The organism is Palleronia sediminis, from assembly GCF_004358695.1.
Classification (GTDB): domain Bacteria; phylum Pseudomonadota; class Alphaproteobacteria; order Rhodobacterales; family Rhodobacteraceae; genus Palleronia; species Palleronia sediminis.
The window spans coordinates 102150-119972 of the sequence record NZ_SNAA01000005.1; the positions used below are offsets into that span (position 1 = coordinate 102150).

At 69.4% G+C, this 17823-nt stretch carries 18 protein-coding genes; 6 read left to right on the top strand and 12 right to left on the bottom strand.

The annotated features are described in order from the left end of the window. Nucleotide 1: 1 nt before the first annotated feature. From E2L08_RS06445 to E2L08_RS06460, 4 genes are read left to right on the top strand one after another with little or no spacing between them, the layout of a single operon-like run. The gene (locus E2L08_RS06445) at nt 2-1126 is read left to right on the top strand and encodes an AI-2E family transporter (RefSeq protein ID WP_133396248.1); all 1125 of its coding nucleotides are present in this window, start codon (nt 2-4) and stop codon (nt 1124-1126) included. Beyond that, complete coding sequence (locus E2L08_RS06450) at nt 1123-1851, top strand: HdaA/DnaA family protein (RefSeq protein ID WP_133396249.1); 729 nt, start codon at nt 1123-1125, stop codon at nt 1849-1851. The genes E2L08_RS06445 and E2L08_RS06450 overlap by 4 nt, the downstream gene beginning before the upstream one ends. Beyond that, complete coding sequence (locus tag E2L08_RS06455) at nt 1848-4082, top strand: RNA degradosome polyphosphate kinase (RefSeq protein WP_133396250.1); 2235 nt, start codon at nt 1848-1850, stop codon at nt 4080-4082. The genes E2L08_RS06450 and E2L08_RS06455 overlap by 4 nt, the downstream gene beginning before the upstream one ends. Nucleotides 4083-4133: 51 nt before the next feature. Continuing rightward, nucleotides 4134-5687 carry a Ppx/GppA family phosphatase gene (locus E2L08_RS06460; RefSeq protein ID WP_133396251.1) on the top strand — a complete coding sequence of 518 codons (1554 nt, stop codon included), beginning with the start codon at nt 4134-4136 and terminating at the stop codon, nt 5685-5687. Here E2L08_RS06460 and E2L08_RS06465 read toward each other — a convergent pair. The 4 genes from E2L08_RS06465 to scpA all read right to left on the bottom strand — a co-directional run bounded on the left by E2L08_RS06465 (nt 5684) and on the right by scpA (nt 9640). Further along, nucleotides 5684-6052, bottom strand: coding sequence for an AAA+ family ATPase (locus E2L08_RS06465; protein WP_133396252.1), 369 nt, complete (start codon nt 6050-6052; stop codon nt 5684-5686). The two genes, E2L08_RS06460 and E2L08_RS06465, sit on opposite strands and share 4 nt — an antisense overlap. Nucleotides 6053-6142: 90 nt before the next feature. After that, nucleotides 6143-6826 carry a molecular chaperone DjiA gene (locus tag E2L08_RS06470; protein WP_133396253.1) on the bottom strand — a complete coding sequence of 228 codons (684 nt, stop codon included), beginning with the start codon at nt 6824-6826 and terminating at the stop codon, nt 6143-6145. 67 nt (nt 6827-6893) lie between these two features. After that, nucleotides 6894-7526 (bottom strand): VOC family protein, encoded by a 633-nt coding sequence (locus E2L08_RS06475; RefSeq protein WP_133396254.1) that lies wholly within the window; start codon nt 7524-7526, stop codon nt 6894-6896. Next, nucleotides 7523-9640: a methylmalonyl-CoA mutase gene (gene scpA / locus E2L08_RS06480; RefSeq protein WP_133396255.1), complete on the bottom strand. Its 2118-nt coding sequence runs from the start codon at nt 9638-9640 to the stop codon at nt 7523-7525. The genes E2L08_RS06475 and scpA overlap by 4 nt, the downstream gene beginning before the upstream one ends. 78 nt (nt 9641-9718) lie before the next feature. Between scpA and E2L08_RS06485 the strand changes: the two genes are divergently transcribed. Further along, nucleotides 9719-10240 carry a DUF4174 domain-containing protein gene (locus E2L08_RS06485; protein ID WP_133396256.1) on the top strand — a complete coding sequence of 174 codons (522 nt, stop codon included), beginning with the start codon at nt 9719-9721 and terminating at the stop codon, nt 10238-10240. A 121-nt stretch (nt 10241-10361) separates the two neighbouring features. Here the strand turns inward: E2L08_RS06485 and E2L08_RS06490 are convergent, their stop codons facing one another. The 8 genes from E2L08_RS06490 to E2L08_RS06515 all read right to left on the bottom strand — a co-directional run bounded on the left by E2L08_RS06490 (nt 10362) and on the right by E2L08_RS06515 (nt 16419). Beyond that, on the bottom strand, nt 10362-10940 hold the full coding sequence (locus E2L08_RS06490) for a hypothetical protein (RefSeq protein ID WP_133396257.1): 579 nt from the start codon (nt 10938-10940) through the stop codon (nt 10362-10364). 9 nt (nt 10941-10949) lie between these two features. Continuing rightward, the gene (locus E2L08_RS06495; protein ID WP_133396258.1) at nt 10950-13010 is read right to left on the bottom strand and encodes an acetyl-CoA carboxylase biotin carboxylase subunit; all 2061 of its coding nucleotides are present in this window, start codon (nt 13008-13010) and stop codon (nt 10950-10952) included. A 23-nt stretch (nt 13011-13033) separates the two neighbouring features. Continuing rightward, nucleotides 13034-13195, bottom strand: coding sequence for a hypothetical protein (locus E2L08_RS16965; RefSeq protein WP_168771067.1), 162 nt, complete (start codon nt 13193-13195; stop codon nt 13034-13036). Nucleotides 13196-13396: 201 nt separating this feature from the next. Then, on the bottom strand, nt 13397-13585 hold the full coding sequence (locus E2L08_RS06500; RefSeq protein ID WP_133396259.1) for a hypothetical protein: 189 nt from the start codon (nt 13583-13585) through the stop codon (nt 13397-13399). Nucleotides 13586-13659: 74 nt separating this feature from the next. Beyond that, complete coding sequence (locus E2L08_RS06505; protein ID WP_133396260.1) at nt 13660-14004, bottom strand: hypothetical protein; 345 nt, start codon at nt 14002-14004, stop codon at nt 13660-13662. A gap of 53 nt (nt 14005-14057) precedes the next feature. Next, on the bottom strand, nt 14058-14195 hold the full coding sequence (locus E2L08_RS16970) for a hypothetical protein (RefSeq protein ID WP_168771068.1): 138 nt from the start codon (nt 14193-14195) through the stop codon (nt 14058-14060). Between the two features lie 158 nt (nt 14196-14353). After that, nucleotides 14354-14758, bottom strand: a complete 405-nt coding sequence (locus E2L08_RS06510; RefSeq protein ID WP_240758136.1) for a DUF6497 family protein — start codon at nt 14756-14758, stop codon at nt 14354-14356. Between the two features lie 128 nt (nt 14759-14886). After that, nucleotides 14887-16419, bottom strand: a complete 1533-nt coding sequence (locus E2L08_RS06515; RefSeq protein WP_133396261.1) for an acyl-CoA carboxylase subunit beta — start codon at nt 16417-16419, stop codon at nt 14887-14889. A gap of 135 nt (nt 16420-16554) precedes the next feature. Here E2L08_RS06515 and E2L08_RS06520 point away from each other — a divergent pair, with 135 nt between their 5' ends. Then, on the top strand, nt 16555-17790 hold the full coding sequence (locus E2L08_RS06520; protein WP_133396262.1) for a multidrug effflux MFS transporter: 1236 nt from the start codon (nt 16555-16557) through the stop codon (nt 17788-17790). Nucleotides 17791-17823 lie beyond the last annotated feature (33 nt).

Genomic DNA, 17823 nt, shown 5'->3' on the forward strand with positions numbered 1-17823 from the left:
CATGGCCCTGCCCGTTCGCGATCAGCTTAAATACTGGGGTGCCGCGGCGCTTCTGGCGATGGTGCTGCTGTGGTGGCTGGGCGGCGTGATCCTGCCTTTCGTGCTGGGCATGGCCATCGCCTATGCGCTCGACCCGATCGCCGACCGGCTCGAGGCGCTGGGGCTGGGGCGCACGCTGGCGGTGGCGATCATCACGGTGCTGTCCATCCTGATCTTTCTCGCCGCCGTGCTGGTGCTGATCCCGCTGCTGATCTCGCAGGGGGCGTCGCTGATCGAGCGGCTCGCGGTCATCATCGAGCGGTTGCCCGCGCGGCTCGAGATATTCCAGCTCTGGCTGGCCGAGACGCATCCCGCGCTGCTGCAGAAATTCCCCGGCTTCGCCGATCTCGACGCGGCGCTCGAGCAGATGCTCGGGACGGCCACCTCGGCGCTGCGCGCGCGTGCCGGGATGCTGGTCGAGGGGGTGGTCGCGTCGCTTTCGGGGGTGCTGAACACGCTGCTTCTGTTCGTGGTGGTGCCGGTCGTGGCCTTTTACATGCTGCTCGACTGGGACCGGATGGTGGCCGAGGTCGACAAGCTGCTGCCGCGCGAACACGCGCCCACGATCCGGCGGCTGGCGGGCGAGATCGACCGCACGCTCGCCTCCTTCGTGCGGGGACAGGGCACGGTCTGCCTGATCCTCGGCGTCTATTACGCCGCGGCGCTGGCGCTGGTTGGGCTGCAATTCGGCATCGTCGTGGGGGCCATCGCGGGGTTTTTGACCTTCATCCCCTATGTCGGCGCGCTGGTGGGCGGGGTCCTGGCCATCGGGCTTGCGCTGTTCCAGTTCTGGGGCGACTGGTTCTGGATCATCGCGGTCTGGGCGATCTTTCAGTCGGGCCAGTTCGTCGAGGGCAATTTCCTGACCCCCAAGCTGGTCGGAAGCTCGGTCGGGCTGCATCCCGTCTGGCTGCTCTTCGCGCTGTCGGCCTTCGGCGCGCTGTTCGGTTTCGTCGGGTTGCTGGTGGCCGTGCCCGTTGCCGCGGCGATGGGCGTCATCGCGCGCTTTGCCACGCAGCGTTACCGCGACAGCGCGCTTTACGCCGGGGCGAACGGGCAGTCCGGGGAGGGGCCCGGCCCGCGATGAGCGCGCGTCAGCTTCTCTTCGACCTGCCCGTGCGACGCGCCCTGGGCCGGGAGGATTTCGTCGTCACCGAAAGCAACGCCCGCGCGGTCGAGCTTTTGGGCGCCGAGATGACCTGGCGGTCGGGCAAGGCCGTGCTGTCTGGCCCCGAGGCGTCGGGCAAGACGCATCTCGCCCATGTCTGGGCCGAAGAGACGGGCGCCGTGATCGTGCCGGCCGCCGACCTCGTGCGGCTCGACGTGCCGACGCTGGCGCGGGCCGGGCGCATCGTGATCGAGGACGTGCCGGCCGTGGGCGGGGTGCGCCGGGCCGAGGCCGCGCTGTTCCACCTGCACAACCTGAGCCTGCCCGAAGGGGGGCGGCTGCTGTTTACCGGGCGCGAGGCGCCGGCGCGCTGGCCCATCGCCCTGCCCGACCTGTCGAGCCGGCTGCGCGCGGCGCCGCTGCTGCGGCTCGACCCGCCCGACGATGCGCTGCTTGGCGCGCTTTTGGCCAAGCATTTCGCCGACCGCTCGATCCGGGCCTCGCCGCGGGTTGGCGATTACCTCGTGGCGCGGATGGTGCGCAGCGCCGAGGCTGCGGCCTGGATCGTGGCCGAGCTCGACCGGCTGGCGCTGGAGCGGGGCAAGAAGATCACCGTGCCCCTCGCCCGCGAGGCGCTGGCGCGCTACGATGAGCGCGAGGGCCGCGCAGGTGGCGCGGCAGGCGGCAGCGGGGGGCGGGCATGAGCAGGGACGTGGTCGAGACCGGGACCGGCGGCGCGGTCGCGACCGAGACCGATTTCCTCAAATCGGGCTTTCCCGCGCCCGCCGATCGCGACGCCGAGGACCTGGCCGGACCCGAGCGCTATTTCAACCGCGAGATGAGCTGGCTCGCCTTCAACTGGCGCGTTCTCGAAGAGGCCGAGAACCCCGAAGTGCCGCTGCTGGAACGGCTGCGGTTCCTGTCGATCTCGGCCACCAATCTCGACGAGTTCTATACCGTGCGCGTGGCCGGGCTGCGCGAACTCTATCGCGCGGGATCGACCAAGCCGGGGGCGGACGGGCGCACGCCGGGCGAGCAGCTTGCGCTCATCAACGCCGATGCGCGCCGGCTGATGAACGAGCAGCAGCATGTCTATGCCGATCTGCGCAAGCTGATGGCGGCCGAGGGCATCGCCATCCTGCGCCGCGACGACCTGACCGACGACGACCGCGCGGCGTTGCGCGCCATCTTTCTCGAGCGCGTCTTTCCGATCCTGTCGCCGCTGGCCATCGACCCCGCGCATCCCTTCCCGTTCATCCCCTCGACGGGGTTCAGCCTCGCGCTGCAACTGCGCCGGCGCGAGGACGGGCGGACGCTGCGCGCGCTCCTGCCGATCCCGCAGCAGATCGACCGGTTCATCCGGCTGGACGCGCCCGACGGGCAGCACCGGTTCCTGCCGCTTGAGGATATGCTGCTGCTGAATATCGGGTTGCTCTACCCGCGCTACGATGTCGAAAGCTCGTGCAATTTCAGGGTTCTGCGCGACAGCGATCTCGAGGTCGAGGACGAGGCCGAGGATCTTGTGCGCGGCTTCGAGGTGGCGCTGAAACGGCGGCGGCGGGGCGAGGTCGTGCGGCTCAACATCTCGGCCGGGGCACCGCGCGCGCTGAAAAAGATCATCATGGAGAAACTGCCCGTCGAGGATAGCGAGACCGTCGAGACCGACGGGCTGATCGGCGTGGCGCACCTGTCGGAACTTGTCCTGCGCGAACGTCCCGACCTGCTCTGGCCGTCCTTCCAGCCCCGCGTGCCCGAGCGCGTGCAGGACCATGACGGCGACATGTTCGCGGCGATCCGGCAAAAGGACATGCTGCTGCACCACCCCTACGAGACCTTCGACATGGTGGTGCGGTTCCTCGCGCAGGCGGCCGCCGACCCCGACGTGGTGGCGATCAAGCAGACGCTCTATCGCACGTCCTCAGACAGCCCCATCGTCGCCGCGCTTTGCGAGGCGGCCGAGGCGGGCAAATCCGTGACCGCGCTGGTCGAGCTCAAGGCCCGTTTCGACGAGGCCGCCAATATCCGCCAGTCCCGCAAGCTGGAGCGGTCGGGCGTGCATGTCGTCTATGGGTTTCTCAACCTCAAGACCCATGCCAAGCTGTCGACCGTGGTGCGCCGCGAGGGCGCGAACCTCGTGACCTACTCGCATTTCGGCACCGGCAACTATCACCACATCACCGCGCGCATCTATACCGATCTCAGCTTTTTCACCTGCGACCCGGCGCTGGGCCGCGACAGCACCAAGCTGTTCAACTACCTCTCGGGCTATGCCCTGCCCGAAGAGGTCGAGAACCTCGCCTTCTCGCCCTTTACGCTGAAGCAGACGCTTCTGGACCTGATCGAGACCGAGGGTCGCAACGCCGAGGCCGGCAAGCCCGCGGCGATCTGGGCCAAGATGAACGCCCTGACCGAGGTCGACGTGATCGACGCGCTCTATGCCGCCAGCGCCAAGGGGGTCAGGATCAGCCTCGTGGTGCGCGGGATCTGCTGCATCCGGCCCGGCATCAAGGGTCTGTCCGAGAATATCCGCGTGAAATCCATCGTCGGGCGGTTTCTCGAACATTCGCGCATCGTCTGCTTTGCCAACGGCAAGGAGCTTCCGTCGAAAAAGGCGCGGGTCTGGATCTCGTCGGCGGACTGGATGGGGCGCAACCTCAACCGTCGGGTCGAGGCGATGGTCGAATGCACCAACCCCACCGTCAAGGCGCAGATCGTGTCGCAGATCATGGCCGCCAACATGGCCGATACGCGGCAAAGCTGGGTGCTGCGCCCCGATGGCGCCTTCGAGCGGCCCGCGCCTTTGCCCGGCGCGCGGCCCTTTTCGTGCCACCGGTTCTTTCTCGAGAACCCGTCGCTGTCGGGGCGCGGCTCGGCCGGCGCCTCCGATGTGCCCGCGCTGGCCCATTCCGACGACCAGGCGGGCCCGGCGGATTGACCCCGGCGGCGCGCTTGTGAAAGGTGACCCCGCTTGCAAGGGATCCGCACGATGGCGCCTGTGAAGGATGAATTCGGGCCATACGGCAAACCCATCTTCGATTCCCCGACCGCGCGATCGGTCAGCCGGGTGGCGGTGATCGACATCGGATCGAACTCGATCCGGCTGGTGGTGTTCGACGGGGCCGCCCGCTCGCCCGCCTATTTCTTCAACGAAAAGGTCATGGCCGGTCTGGGCCAGGGCACCGGCGAAACCGGGCGGCTAAACCCCGAGGGCAAGGCGCGCGGGCTCGCCACCTTGCGCCGGTTCGCCCATCTCGCGCGCGACATGAAGGCCGGGCCGGTGATCTGCGTGGCGACGGCGGCGATGCGCGACGCCGAGGACGGCCCCGCCTATCGCGCCGAGCTCGAGGCGGCGACGGGGCTGCGCATCGAGGTTGTCGACGGCTGCGAGGAGGCGCGGCTTTCGGCGCAGGGCGTTTTCGTGGGCTGGCCGGGCGCCAAGGGGGTGGTCTGCGATATCGGCGGCTCGTCGATGGAGCTTGCCCGCGTGTCGGACGGCCAGGTGGGCGAGCGTGTGACCTCGCCCCTGGGCCCGCTCAGGCTGCAATCGGTCAAGGGCGGTCGCAAGGCGGTCAAGGCGCTGGTCCGCGCGACGGTGGCCGAGCTGGCCCAGCGGATCGGGGTGGGCGAGAAACGGCTCTTTCTCGTCGGCGGATCGTGGCGCGCCATCGCGCGGATCGACATGGAACGGCGCGGCTACCCGCTGAACGTGCTTCACGAATACCGCATGACACCGACCGATGTGCGCGAGACGGTAAAATATATCGACGCCACGGGCATCGACACGCTCCGGGCGCAGACCGGCATCGGCGAGGCGCGGATGGCGCTGATCCCGCTTGCGGGGCTGGTGCTGCGCGAGGTGACGCGGGCGCTCAAGCCGCGCGAACTCGCCATCTCGAGCTACGGCATCCGCGAGGGCGTGCTGTGGGACCAGATGCCGCAGGAATTGCGCGAGCGCGACCCCCTGATCGAGGCCTGCCGCTTCATGGAGCAGAAGGACGCGCGCCAGCCGGGCTTCGGCCGGGCGCTATTCCACTTCATCGAGCCGCTGTTCAAGGGCGACGGCACCAAGCGGCTGCGCATCGTGCGCGCGGCCTGCCTGCTGCATGACGTGAACTGGCGCGCCCATCCCGACTATCGCCACGAGGCCTGCTTCGACAGCGCCACGCGCGCCAATCTGGGCGGGCTGACGCATCGCGAACGGGTGTTCCTGGGGCTTGCGCTTCTGCACCGCTACAAGGGCTCGCGCGAGGGCACGCGGCTGATGGAGACGGTGTCGATCCTCGACGAGACGGAGCGCGCCGAGGCCGAGGTGCTGGGCCGCGCCATGCGCTTCGGCGCGATGTTTTCCAGCGCGGCGCCTATTTCCAAGGGCGAATTGCGGTGGTTCCCGAAGAAGCGCGTGCTGGAGCTGTGGCTGACCGACGAGGCGCAGGACCTGTTCACCGAGGTGGCCGAGGCGCGGTTCAACGCCCTGAGCGATGCGCTGGGCGCCCAGACCCAGGTCAAGCGGCTGCGACGCCGGGCCGAGGCGGCGGGCTAGAGCTCGACCTCGCCATCCTCGCCGGGCGTCTCCATCGGACCCGGCGGCACGGGCAGCGGAACCTTGCGGCGCAGGATGATGTCGCCGTTGGGCAGGACCTCGGGCGGGTGGTAGCGGCCGAGATCGTCGAGGTTGAGCCCCTCGAAATCCCACGCCTCGAGCGCCTCGGCCAGTTCGCGCATCCGCGGCTCGACCTCGCCCATGAGGCCGCGCAGCAGCGTGCGCGCGCCCTCCGACAACTGGTCGAGCCCTTCCTGCACGTCGTTGCCGCGCGGCTCGGCGGGGGCGGGTGTCGTCCCCTCCTGCGCCGCCACCGGCGCGGCCATCGCCCCGAGAAGGGCGGCAAGGATGATCGCGTGTCTCATGACGGTCGATCTAGCGCGCCCCTTCGTCGCGAAAAGCCCCGCCCTTCTCTGTTTCCGCAAATACTCATACCCGGCCCGAGGCCCCGCGGATCAGGCGGCCCGTTCGCGCTGGACCGTTTCCCAGGCGTCGTTGACCGCGCGCAGACGCCGCTCGGCCAGGCGCACGGCCTCTTCGGGGACGCCGCGGGCGATCATGCGGTCGGGATGAGTGTCGCGGACGAGCTGCCGCCATGATGCGCGGATCTCGGGCAGCGGCGTGTCGGGATCGACGCCCAGCACCTCGTAGGGGTCGGGGGCGGCATCGGGGACGAAACGGGCGCGGATGCTGCGAAAGCTCCGGTCCTCGAGGCCGAAGATCTCGTGCACGCGGCGCAGGAACGCATCCTCGTCGGGGTGAAAGCTGCCATCGGCCACGGCGATATGGAACAGCCCCTCGAGCAGATCGCCCAGCAGCGGGCTCCGGGGGCCGAACATGCGGGCGATACGTGCGGCATATTCCTCGAACCCGGCCACGTCCTGACGGGCGAGGTTGAAGACCCGCGCCGCCGCCGCCTCGTCGCGGGGCGGGATGGCAAAGACTTCGCGAAAGGCGGTCACCTCGTCGCGGGTCACGCGGCCGTCGGCCTTGGCCATCTTTGCGCCGAGGGCGATCACGGCGATGGTAAAGCCCACCGAATGCTCGGGCGCGCCGCGCAAGCGGTCAAAGACGCTGGCCAGCCCCTCGCCCGAGGCGAGGGCCGAGATGGCGGCGGTGATGCGGGACCAGATCGACATGGGCGCATCCTAGCGGGTCGCGCCGGCGCCCGCGAGGCCATTGCGCAGCCCGCGGGCCGCGCCCGGCTCAGCCGTCGAGCGGCCCCGCCGGCAGGTGCCGAAGCCCGTCGGGCGTCTCGATGGCGGCGGCCAGGGCGGGCGCGGCGGCCGACGCGGTCTCGACCCCCGGAATGGCGGCGAGCCCCGGCCATGCGGTGCGGATCTCGTGCATCCGGGGGTGGCGCAGTGTCAGGATCCGCAGGCGGCACCCGCTATCGGGCAACGCGGTCGAGGCCATGCCGCGCCGCCACTCGATCAGCGCGGGCACGACCCCGTCGAAGGGCAGCACGCCATCGGGGGGCACCGCCATCCGCCATTCGAGCGCATCGCGCGAAAACGCCATCGGCGTGCCGGTGGAAAACGGCAGCCCCGCCTGCGCGGCGTCGAGATCGTCGACCCGCGCGACCCATTGCGCCAGCCGCGGCGGCCCGCTCACCCGGTCGAGGTCGAACCAGCGCGGCCGGTCGGGCGCCGGGGCGTCGGGGTCGATGGCGATCACCTCGAGATAGGCATCGGGGCCGAGCGACAGCAGCCGGTTATGCGTGCCCATCGCGGCGTGGCGCCCGGTGGCCTGCATCGCGACGCCCAGCGCCGCCTCGACCGCGGCCGCGCCACGGGCGAGGTCATCGGCCACGATCACGATATGGTCGATGACGGTCATGCCCGCGCCGCCCGGATCAGGTCGATCACCCGCGACGCGGCCTCGGGGATATTGGTGCCCGGCCCGAAGATGGCGGCGACCCCCGCCTCGCGCAGCGCGGCATAGTCCGAGACCGGGATCACGCCGCCGCAGATCACGAGGATATCGCCCGCGCCCTGCGCGCGCAGCGCCTCGATCAGGCGGGGCGCGTTGGTGAGGTGGCCGGCCGCCTGGCTCGACAGGCCGACGACATGCACATCGTTGTCGATGGCGTCCTGCGCGGCCTCGTCAGGGGTCTGGAACAGCGGCCCCACATCCACGTCGAAGCCGATATCGGCAAAGGCGGTGGCGATGACCTTGGCGCCGCGGTCGTGGCCGTCCTGCCCGATCTTGACGACGAGGATGCGCGGGCGGCGGCCCTCGGCCTCGGCGAAATCGTCGATCCTGGCCTGGATCGCGGCATAATCCGCATCGCCCTCGTAGGCCGCGCCATAGACGCCCGACAGGGTGCGGATCTCGGCGCGGTGGCGGCCGAAGACCCGCTCCATCGCCGAGGATATCTCGCCCACGGTGGCGCGGGCGCGGGCGGCCTCGACCGCCAGCGCCAAAAGGTTGCCGCCATCGCGCGCCCCCGCCTCGAGCGCGTCGAGCGCGGCCGCGCAGGCCGCCGCGTCGCGGGTCTCGCGCAGGCGGGCGAGACGAGCGACCTGGGCCTCGCGCACACCGGCATTGTCGATCACGCGGATATCGAGATCGTCCTCGCGCTCGAGCCGGAAGCGGTTCACCCCGACGATCACCTCTTCGCCGCGGTCGATGCGCGCCTGTTTCTCGGCGGCGGCCTGCTCGATCCTAAGCTTGGGCATCCCGCTGGCGACGGCCTGCGTCATCCCGCCCAGCCCGTCGACCTCGGCCATCAGGGCACGGGCCTTGTCGATCAGATCGGCGGTCAGTTTCTCGACATAGTAAGAGCCGGCCAGCGGGTCGACCACGCGGGTCACGCCGGTCTCGTTCTGAAGGATGAGCTGGGTGTTGCGCGCGATGCGAGCCGAGAAATCGGTGGGCAGCGCGATGGCCTCGTCGAAGGAGTTGGTGTGCAGCGACTGCGTGCCGCCCAGCACCGCGCTCATCGCCTCGTAGGCGGTGCGCACGATGTTGTTGTAGGGATCCTGCTCGGCGAGGCTGACGCCCGAGGTCTGGCAATGGGTGCGCAGCATCTTCGAGCGGTCGTCGCGCGCGCCGAGCTCGGTCATGATCTCGTGCCACAGGAACCGCGCGGCGCGCAGCTTGGCGGCCTCCATGAAGAAGTTCATGCCGATGGCGAAGAAGAACGACAGCCGGCCGGCGAAACGGTCGATATCGAGCCCGCGCGCCATCGCCGTCTTCACGTATTCCTTGCCGTCGGCGAGGGTGAAGGCGAGTTCCTGAACGAGGTTCGCGCCGGCCTCCTGCATGTGGTAGCCCGAGATGCTGATCGAGTTGAACCGCGGCATCTCGGTCATGGTATAGTCGATGATGTCGGCGACGATCCGCATCGAGGGCTCGGGCGGATAGATATAGGTGTTGCGGACCATGAACTCCTTGAGGATGTCGTTCTGGATGGTTCCCGACAGCGCCGCGCGGTCGACGCCCTGTTCCTCGCCCGCAACGATGAAGCTGGCCAGGACCGGGATCACCGCGCCGTTCATGGTCATGGACACGCTGACCTCGCCCAGCGGGATACCGTCGAAGAGCAGTTTCATGTCCTCGACCGAGTCGATGGCGACGCCCGCCTTGCCCACGTCGCCCTCGACCCGTTCGTGATCGCTGTCATAGCCGCGATGGGTCGCCAGGTCGAAGGCCACCGACACGCCCTGCTGCCCCGCGGCAAGTGCGCGGCGGTAGAAGGCGTTGGATTCCTCGGCGGTGGAAAAGCCCGCATATTGGCGGATCGTCCAGGGCCGGCCGGCATACATCGTCGCCTTGACGCCGCGGGTAAAGGGCGGCTCGCCCGGCATGGCGCCCATGTGGTCATGGCCCTGCGCGTCCTCGGGGCCGTGGACGGGGGCCACGTCGATGCCCTCGGCCGTGGCCCATGTCAGCGTGTCGGGGTCGCGGCCCTTGAGTTCGCGCGCCGCGCGGGCCTTCCAGTCATCCATGCCCTGTCTCCCAAGCTTCGCCCGCGTCAGCGTGGCGCGGGGCTTCGTTTTTGTCGAGGGCGTGACTATATTCGATCCATGACGAAAAACGCCCTGCTCCCCGCGCTTTGCATACTGTCCGCCACGGCCCTTGTCCCGGTGTTTGCGCAGGAAGCCGCGCCGGTTCTCGCCGTCGACACCACCGCCGCCGAGGCCGCGGGCGACGAGACCGCCCTGACGCCGCTCGCCCGGTGGCAGGCCGATGCGACCACGATCTTCGAAGCCGCGGAGGTATCGCTCGATGCGTTCAAATGGGTGGCGCGCCCGGTCGTGATCTTTGCCGATGCGCCGCAGGACCCGGCCTTCATCGAACAGGTAGCACTTTTGCGCGACCGCATCGACGAGCTCGCGTTGCGCGACGTGGTGGTCATCACCGATACCGACCCCGAGGGCCGGTCGGCGATCCGCCAGCGGCTGCGGCCGCGCGGCTTCATGCTGGCGCTGCTGGGCAAGGATGGCGAGGTCAAGCTGCGCAAGCCGTTTCCGTGGGATGTTCGCGAATTGACGCGCAGCATCGACAAGATGCCGATGCGCCAGCGCGAAATCCGCGAGCGACGCTGATTGCCGCCGGCGCGTGCCCTGCCTATATATCTCGTGACGGTCACGAGAGAGGTCACGCCATGACGACCGACAAGACCCCCCCGCGCATCCCCCGCGACGGACGCAACGGCCCGCGCCCGAGCTATTGATCGCGCCCGCGCTGGGCGGCGCGCGCGGCCGGCTTGCCGCCCTCGGCATAGGCGGCGATCACGTCGGTCGCCTCTTCGCCGTATGACACCAGCGCAATCTTGATGGCGATGAGATCGGCATAGATCGCCGCGCGCCGCTCGGCCTCCATCACCTTGAAGCTGTCGCCGCGCATGTCCTCGACCAGCGCATCATGGGCGGCCAACTGGCTGTAATAGCGGATCACCGGGTCGATGGTGACGCGGGGCAAGACATGGATCTCGGGCAGCACGGTGCGAAACACCGCGTCGTTGCGTTCGCGCGGCACGAAGGGCACGAAATCGTCCTCGACGATGCGTTGCAGAACCGGCGTCGCGAACTCGGTCAGGGCGGCGGCGCTGTCGAGATTGGCGAGGTTGTGCTTGATCTCGGCATAGAGCGCCCGGTGCACGTCGCGCAGCCGTTCGCGGCGGAGCCTGTCGGCCGCGCGCCGGTTCTGCGCGCCGTTCACGATCCAGCCCGCCGCGACGAAGGCTCCGGCGATCACCGCCTGCCACAGGCGCGGATCTGACAGGATCTCGCCCAGCGCGGACATGGCCCGCCCCTACTCGAACTCGAGGATGACGGCGTCCACCGCGAGGCTGTCGCCTTCGGCCGCGTTGATCCGGGCGACCGTGCCGCGGCGTTCGGCGCGCAGGATGTTCTCCATCTTCATGGCCTCGATGGTGCAGAGCGCCTGGCCCTGCTGGACCTCATCCCCCTCGCCGACATGCAGTCTGACCACCAGCCCCGGCATCGGGCAGAGCAGCATCCGCGAGGTGTCGGCGTCGGATTTCTCGGGCATGTGGGCCAGCAATTCGGCCTGTCGGGGGGTGTAGACCCGCACATCGAGATCGGCGCCGCGGCTGCGCACCCGGTAGCCGCCGGTGATCTTGCCCACCTTGAGGATCAGCGGCGCGCCGTCCACGTCGAGCCGTGCGAGCGGCTGGCCCGGCCGCCAGTCCGACGCCACGCGATGCGTCGTCCCGTCCTCGAACCGCACGGTCGCCCCGTCGCGGTCGGCGGCGATGGTGACGGGCAGCAGCGCGCCCGCGATGGACACGACCCAGTCATCGCCCACGGTCCGCTCGTGATTGTCCATCCGCCCCGAGATGCGGGCGCGCCGGATCTCGCCCACCCGCGCCATGGCGGCCACGGCGGCGGCGATGCGGCGGCGCGCGGTCTCGTCGGGGGTCACGCCCGCGAACCCGTCGGGATATTCCTCGGCGATGAAGGCGGTCGTGATCTCGCCCGAGACAAAGCGCGGGTGATCCATGACCGCCGAGAGGAACGGCAGGTTATGCCCGATCCCCTCGATCTCGAAGGCGTCGAGCGCCACGCGCATCGCCTCGATGGCCTGCGCGCGGTCGGGCGCCCAGGTGCAGAGCTTGGCGATCATCGGGTCGTAGTAGATCGAGATCTCGCCGCCCTCGAACACGCCGGTATCGTTGCGGATCGCGGCATCCTCGCCCACGGGCGATGCGCCGTCATCCTGCCCCACCCATTTGCCCGAGGCGACCATGGGCCCCGCGGCCGTCTCGGCGGGCGGGCGATACCGCGTGAGCCGCCCCGTGGAGGGCAGGAAGCCGCGATAGGGATCTTCGGCATAGAGCCGCGATTCGATGGCCCAGCCGGTCAGGGTCACGTCGTCCTGGCCAAGCGCGAGTTTCTCGCCCGCGGCCACGCGGATCATCTGCTCGACCAGGTCGACGCCGGTGATGAGCTCGGTCACGGGGTGTTCGACCTGGAGGCGGGTGTTCATCTCGAGGAAATAGAAGTTGCGGTCGCCGTCGACGATGAACTCGACCGTGCCCGCGCTGGTATAGCCCACCGCCTGCGCCAGCGCGACGGCCTGCTCGCCCATGCGGGCGCGGGTCTCGGGGTCGAGAAAGGGCGACGGGGCCTCTTCGATGACCTTCTGGTTGCGGCGCTGGATCGAGCATTCCCGCTCGCCCAGGTAGATGCAGTTGCCATGCCCGTCGGCCAGCACCTGGATCTCGATGTGGCGGGGCTGGGTGACGAATTTCTCGATGAAGATGCGGTCGTCGCCGAACGAGCTCGCCGCCTCGTTCTTCGACGACTGAAAGCCCTCGCGCGCCTCGTCGTCGTTCCAGGCGATGCGCATTCCCTTGCCGCCGCCGCCCGCGCTGGCCTTGATCATCACCGGATAGCCGATCCCGGCGGCGATGCGCGCGGCCTCGTCGGCATCCTCGATCAGGCCCATATGGCCGGGCACGGTGCTGACACCGGCCTCGGCGGCGAGTTTCTTGGACGTGATCTTGTCGCCCATGGCCTCGATCGCGCCCACGGGCGGCCCGATGAAGGCCACGCCCTCGGCGGCCAGCGCCTCGGCAAAGCGGGGGTTCTCGGACAGGAAGCCATAACCGGGATGCACCGCCTCGGCGCCGGTGTCGCGGATGGCCTGCATCACCCGGTCGATGACGATATAGGACTGGTTGGCGGGCGCGGGGCCGATATGCACCGCCTCGTCGGCCATGCGCACATGGAGCGCGCTGCGATCCGCGTCGGAATGGATCGCGACTGTGGCGATCCCCATGCGGCGGGCGGTCTTGATGACACGGCAGGCGATCTCGCCCCGATTCGCGATCAGGATCTTCTTGAACATCGGTCCCTCCCCGGACAGGCGCGTCAGCGCGGGCAGATTTGCGGCGGCACGCCGTTGCACGGATCGTTGGGGTCGACCGGCGGTGCGGTCGCTCGAACCGTGTTGACGCCCGAAACCGGGGTCGCCACGCAGCCCGCCAACAGGCTCGCGCCCAGCATCAATGCAAGAATGGTCGCCGATCTCATCCCGAAGCTCCTTGTCGCCCTGTTGCAGATGGCACGGCCCAAGGGGGCGGAGCAACTGCGTTAGCGGCTCAGCACCGACAACGCGGCGTCAGATCGTGGCGTAAGGGGGGGAGTCCGGCGCGCGGCCGCAGGGGGAGGGACCGGGCGCGCGCCGCATCCCGTGGCCCGGCCGCGATGGCGCGGGCCACGGGGATGTCGATGTCACTCGGCCAGAACACCGGCGGTTCCGCCGACCGCGGCACCGGCCAGCGGCGCATCGGCAGCGATCTCGCCGATCACGGCACCGCCCGCGGCGCCGATGCCGCCCGAGGCGAGTTCGTCGTCGCTGACGCAGCCCGAAAGGACGGCGGCCACGAGAAGGGCGGGGGCGGCAAGGGCGAGACGGGTCATGGTAAAGCTCCGGTTTGTTGACTTACAGCCACCGAACACGGTCCGCCGGGGGCGGGTTCCGGCACGGGGCGGGATCACTCGATCAGAGCGGGAAAAGAGGCGCGGGTCGCCGCCTCGTCGACACGCAGCCGCGCCTCGTAGCTTTCGGGGTCGAACGGGTCGTCGACGGCCACCACCTCGCGGCCCAGAAGCCATGACAGCCGGCCCGCATCGAGATTGCCGCGCTCGAACGGCTCGGGGCCGAAATGGGTCCAGAGCGCCCATAGAAACCCCTCGTCGGCGCGGCGGTCGGCGGGGCGGCGGTCGGCGTGACGCTCGCGCCGGATCAGCGGCGTGGCCCCCTTGGGGTTCGCGCGGCGGATGACGAACTGGTAATCGGTCCCCGGCAGTCGGCCGGGAAATCCGCGATGCTTTTCCATGAACGGGCCTTCGGGTCTGGCGGGCGGACGGACCGCCCGCCAAGCCTGTCGTCTCAGTACTTGGAGTAGGTCGGTTCTTCCATGACCACGGGCGCGGGGGCCACGGGCGCCATCGGCTCGACCTTCTTGGCGCAGGCCGCGGCGACCGACAGGACGCTCAGCGCCAGGGTAATCTTGAGTGCATGTTTCATCTACTGTTCCTCAATCTCGTGTGCAGGGGCCCGTCCATCGCGCGCCCCGATTCTCGTTACAGGGCCGAATCCGACCCTGCGCGGCATTTAGCCCGAAGCGCGGGCGGCGGCAGGTGTTTTTCCGCCGACCGCGCGCCGGACCGGCGGAACCGCGCCGATCAGAACCCCTGCCAGACGCATTCCGTTCCCTGCAGGGCATAGGCCTCGAAGAATTGCACCGCTTCGGGGGCGGTTTCGCCGAAGGGCACCGGCCGGTCGGCAAGCGAGATCATGATGCGGTCGGGCGCCGGGCCGATCTCGGCCAGCCGGGGCAGCGCGAAGGCATGGCAAAGCCAGACCAGGTCGGCCTCGGTCGTGACGTAATCGGCGGCGGGGTCGAGATCGGGCGCGACAAAGCGGAACCGGTAGGCCAGCCCCAGCCCCGGCGCATCCGTCACCACGTCGTGAAACGTGACCGTCAGTCCCGAGGGGGTGCGGATCGCGTCGACCGCGGTGGTTGCGTAAAGCGCGGGGGCGGGCGCCAGGGCGGCGAGGCTGGCGAATGTCGCGGCGGCAAGGCGCATCGGTCGCGGTCCCGTGATATCGGTCGAGCCGAGCCTAGCGCGGCGCCGGGCGGCCGGGCAAGCGGTCCCGCGCCCTGCCCCGCCCGGTGTGGCCGCCGCGCAAGGCGGCGCACCACGCGCCGGGTCGATCAGAGCGGGATGTTGTCGTGTTTCTTCCACGGGTTCTCGAGCCGCTTGCCGCGCAGCGAGGCAAAGGCGCGGCAGACCCGGCGGCGCGTCGACTGGGGCATGATGACCTCGTCGATAAAGCCGCGCTCGGCCGCCTTGAACGGGTTGGCGAAATTGCGCTCGTACTCGGCGGCGCGCGCGGCGATCTTGTCGGGCTCGCCCAGTTCCGAGCGATAGAGGATCTCGGTCGCGCCCCGCGCGCCCATCACCGCGATCTCGGCCGTCGGCCAGGCATAGTTCAGGTCGCCGCGCAGATGCTTGGAGGACATGACGTCATAGGCCCCGCCATAGGCCTTGCGGGTGATGACCGTGACCTTGGGCACCGTCGCCTCGCCATAGGCAAAGAGCAGCTTGGCGCCGTGCTTGATGACGCCGCCGTATTCCTGCCCCGTGCCGGGCAGGAATCCGGGCACGTCCACCAGCGTCAGGATCGGGATCTCGAAGGCGTCGCAGAACCGCACGAACCGCGCGGCCTTGCGCGAGCTGTCGATATCCAGACACCCCGCGAGCACCATCGGCTGGTTGGCCACGACGCCCACCGTCCGCCCCTCGAGCCGGACGAAGCCCGTCAGGATGTTGCGGGCGAACTCGGCCTGTATCTCGAAGAAATCGCCCTCGTCCGCGATCTTGGCGATCAGCTCCTTCATGTCGTAGGGGGTGTTCGGGTTGTCGGGGATCAGCGTGTCGAGGCTGGGCTCGATCCGCTCGGGATCGTCGAAAAAGGGGCGCAGGGGCGGTTTCGCGCGGTTGTTGGCAGGCAACAGGTCGACGAGGCGGCGCACCTCGATCAGCGCCTCGATATCGTTCTCGAAGGCCCCGTCGGCGACCGAGGACTTGCGCGTATGGGTCGTGGCCCCGCCCAGCTCTTCGGCGGTGACGACCTCGTTCGTGACGGTTTTCACCACGTCGGGGCCGGTGACGAACATGTAGCTCGAATCGCGCACCATGAAGATGAAATCCGTCATGGCCGGAGAATAGACGGCGCCGCCCGCGCAGGGGCCCATGATGACGCTGATCTGCGGCACCACGCCCGAGGCCATGATGTTGCGCTGGAACACCTCGGCATAGCCCGCGAGGCTCGCCACGCCCTCCTGGATGCGCGCGCCGCCCGAATCGTTGAGCCCGATCACCGGCGCGCCGTTCTGCATCGCCATATCCATGACCTTGCAGATCTTTTGCGCGTGGGTTTCCGAAAGCGACCCGCCCAGCACGGTGAAATCCTGGCTGAAGACATAGACCTGCCGGCCGTTGATCGTGCCCCAGCCCGTCACCACCCCGTCGCCGGGGATCTTGCTGTCGGCCATGCCGAAATCGGTGGCACGGTGGGTGACGAACATGTCGAACTCTTCGAAGGAGCCGTCGTCGAGCAGCAGGTCGATCCGTTCGCGCGCCGTGAGCTTGCCCTTGGCGTGCTGGGCGTCGACGCGCCGGGCGCCGCCGCCCTGCCGGGCCTCGGCGCGCCGCGCCTCGAGCTGGTTCAGGATATCCTTCATCGCCGCCGACCTCTCCCTGCCGTCCGATTGCGTCGCCCGACCCTAGCGGGCGGCCCTGCGCGGGGAAAGCCCGCAGCGCGTGCCCCGTGCCGCACGCCATCGACATACCCGCGCCGAGGGCGTTAGGTGCCGGCCATGACCCACGCCCCCACCCCTGCGCCGGTGCGCTTTCTCGACCGCTCGACCCCGCCGTCGCTGGCGACGCTGATCCTCGTCACGTCGCTTTCGGCGCTGTCGATGAACCTGTTCCTGCCGTCGCTGCCGAACATGACCGCGTTCTTCGATACCAGCTACGGGATCATGCAGATCTCGGTCGCGGGATATCTCGGCGTGAACGCGGTGCTGCAACTGTTCCTCGGGCCGCTGTCGGATCGCTACGGGCGGCGGAGGGTGCTGTTGATCGCGGTGGCGATCTTCGTGCTGGCCTCGGTGGGCTGCATCCTCGCGACCACGATCGAGGTTTTCCTGGTCTTTCGGCTGATGCAGGCGGCCATCGTCGCGGGTTTCGTGCTGCCGCGCGCGGCGATCCGCGACATGTATGCGCAGAACCGCGCGGCCTCGATGATCGCCTGGGTGACGATGGGCATGTCCGTCGCGCCGATGATGGCGCCGGCGCTGGGCGGCGTGCTCGACGACCTGTTCGGCTGGCGGGCCAATTTCACCGCCTTCGCCGTGCTGGGCGTCGCGGCCTTGGTGCTGATCCGCGCCGATATGGGCGAGACCGCCAAGCCCATGGTCGGAGGGTTCCGCGCGCAGGTGGCCGAGTATCCGGGGCTTTTGCGCTCGCCCCGGTTCTGGGGCTATGCCGCCACCAACGCCGCGGCCTCGGGCGCGTTCTTCGCCTATCTCGGCGGCGCGCCCTATGTCGGCTCGACCGTCTACGGGCTGTCGCCCACGATGCTGGGGCTCTATTTCGGGGCGCCCGCGGTCGGCTATCTCGTCGGCAACGGCGTCTCGGGGCGGTTCTCGGAGCAGATGGGCGTGCCGCGCATGGTGCTTTGGGGCACGCTGGTGACGCTCGCGGGCCTTTCGGTCGCCGTCGCGGTCAAGGCCGCGGGCATCGGCGGGCCGGCGGCGTTCTTCGGGTTCATGAGCTTCGTGGGATTGGGCAACGGGCTGGTCATCCCCAATGCCACGGCCGGGATGCTGTCGGTGCGGCCGCACCTGGCCGGAACCGCCTCGGGGCTGGGCGGCGCGATCATGATCGGGGGCGGCGCCGCGCTTTCGGCGCTGGCGGGGTTCCTGCTGGCGGGCAGCGACACGGCGATGCCGCTCTTGCTGCTGATGACGGCCAGTTCGGCCGCCGCCGTGCTGGCCATCGTGCTGACCCTGCGGCGTGAGCGGCGGGTCGAGCGCCAGCGGCGCGGGTAGCGCGCGCCGCGCGTTGACGCGCCGCCGCGGGCG